Here is a 2,368-nt window from a genome sequence, read left to right as displayed (position 1 = left end):
CTTAGCTGGACAGGTGAGACCCCGCAGGAGCGAAGCGACGAGGAGGCTCAGCGCCAGCCCCGCGGAAAGCGAAGCGCCTGGAACGGAAATCAACAGACCTGTTTTAATTCACACCCAGAGTTTGTCTAAAATTTGAACTCCCATTTAAATTAATGGGAGCTTTATTGTTTCTTGCTTCAGTTATCGAACAGAATAAATTTTTAAAACAAGCAGGATTTTCAGAGCTGATGGAGAAATTAATCATTATCGAATTTTTCCCGCACCTTCTCCATTTCCTCCTCGAATTTTTTATGTGTTGCCTGGAATAACTTCTCGAACATTTCTCCTGTTTCATTTTCTAAAACCTTGATTCCTTCTCCAGTGATTCCGCCTTTTACGCAAACCTTCTCCTGTAAAGTAGGCAAAGTATAATGGTTTTTGCTTAACAGCTCACCTAATCCAACTAACATTTCACTGGCAAGCTTTGTGGCAGTTGTCTGATCGATTTCTGTTTCTTTCACGGCAGCGGTAATAAAACGTTGTACAAGAAAGCTAAAGAAAGCTGGCCCGCAGCTGACGATATCCGACGCAACCCTCGTAATCTTCTCTTCGATTTCGACCGGAACTGAAATCTCCTCAAATAATGTATGAAAATAAGTTCTCCATTCAGGTGCGCACTGTTCCCCATAAGTAAAGAGCGATACGCCTGCAAGTGCCCTATTGGTGATACTCGGTATGATTCTCATAACTGAGCAATCTACAGATCTTTCGAGTTGTTCTACGCTAATAGGACTGGTTATCGAGATGAGGCATTTATCCTTATTAAGCTCAGGGTTGATCTGCTGAATCACATCCCATACATTATGTGGTTTCACACAAATAAAAATGGCATCCGAATTTTGTGCCACTTCGATTGCATTCTGCCCAACAGTTAAGCCTGGGTATATTTTTTGTATCTCTAGTGCTTTAGATAAAGTTCTATTTGTGATCATCATTGAAGAAGGGGAAACGGCATTCCCATCAATGAGAGCTTCGGCGAGAATTCTCCCCATATTCCCTGTGCCAATAATCCCTATTTTCATAACCCTTCCCTCCTTCGTGCATTTATTCTCCTATATCCATATGATTATAATTTTTAGAATATGACATATGAAAGGTGTTGGTCCCTATATGGAATGGATTAAGGAACATAAACTATATATTGTTGCAGCATTGGCAGCAGCAATATTTTTTATCTATTCTTCTGTCGACTCCCAAGGAGAGCTTACAGAAGTAAATGAAGAACTGACCGTCATGAATGAACAGCCAGAGGGAAAGAAAAATGAAGCTTCAGTCCCTGAAGAAAAACCACTTGTTTTAATGGCTGATATTAAGGGAGCTGTTGTGCAGCCTGGAGTATATGAGATTGAAGCAGATGACAGGGTGATTGATCTTATCGAACTGGCAGGGGGACTTACGAAAGAGGCGGAAGCTTCTTCAATCAACTTTGCCATGCATGTGAGTGATGAAATGGTGATTTATGTTCCTAGAAAGGGAGAAAGCACAGAAGGCTACGTTCCAATCCAAAATGGCCAGCAGTCACAAGATAAACAGACTGTAAATCTGAATACAGCTGCAGCGGGTGAGCTAGAAACATTGCCTGGAATTGGCCCGTCTAAAGCAGAAGCAATTATCGAATACCGCGATACGAATGGACCATATAAATCAATCGAAGATTTAAAGAACATCAGTGGAATTGGTGATAAGACCTTCGAAAAACTGAAAGAGCTTATTTCTGTAAAATAATCCGCATACAAATTGAACTCGTCCAATATTAGCATTAGAATTATTAATATAAGAATTTTTTTGCGTCATTTTTGCAGGATTTAATTTCATAAACAAAGCTGCTCTCAAACTGGAGTTGGACAGTTAAGGTTAACAAAGCCCGCATAAGTAATTCATTCAAGTAGCCTTGTATTATTAATTTGGCTCTGTTAAAGCCTAATGTTGTTTTTTAAAACCTGTTGATTGTAGTGGAAGGCGCGAAGACTCCTCCGAAAAATGCTAACGCATTTCCATCGTGCGTGGGCAGGTTCGAGTCAGCAGTTCAGTGTCCTGCTGGCTCAGCGCCAGCCCCTAGAAGAATTTGCTTGTGAAAAAGCCGGCAGTTGGGCTTTTTCATAATTCTTCTTCGGAAAGCGAAGCGCCTGGAAAGGGAATCAACAGCCTTGTTTAACAGAGCCATTAATTTTAGAATGGCAATTAACATTTCGAAGGGGGAAACCACATGGGAAGAAAGAGTTGGGATGAGTATTTTTTGGATATTGCAGAGGAAGTAGGGACGCGTTCAACTTGTCCTCGGCTGCATGTTGGCTGTGTAATTGTTAAGGATAAGCATATCGTATCGACT

General features: G+C 41.1%; 2 protein-coding genes and 1 pseudogene. 2 read left to right on the top strand and 1 reads right to left on the bottom strand.

Annotation, left to right across the window (positions count from 1 at the left end):
- Positions 1-236: 236 nt before the first annotated feature.
- Complete coding sequence (gene comER, locus WB217_RS07255) at positions 237-1,061, bottom strand: late competence protein ComER (protein WP_423992023.1); 825 nt, start codon at positions 1,059-1,061, stop codon at positions 237-239.
- Positions 1,062-1,149: 88 nt separating this feature from the next.
- On the opposite strand from comER, the gene WB217_RS07250 reads away from it, so the two are divergent.
- On the top strand, positions 1,150-1,764 hold the full coding sequence (locus tag WB217_RS07250) for a helix-hairpin-helix domain-containing protein (protein ID WP_423992021.1): 615 nt from the start codon (positions 1,150-1,152) through the stop codon (positions 1,762-1,764).
- Between the two features lie 481 nt (positions 1,765-2,245).
- A pseudogene (locus tag WB217_RS07245) lies at positions 2,246-2,368 on the top strand (cell division protein DedD); the annotation flags it as partial.

The organism is Mesobacillus sp., from assembly GCF_049588175.1.
Classification (GTDB): domain Bacteria; phylum Bacillota; class Bacilli; order Bacillales; family Cytobacillaceae; genus Mesobacillus.
The sequence above is the reverse complement of the archived record's forward strand: the minus strand, read 5'-3'. Positions and strand labels throughout refer to the sequence as shown.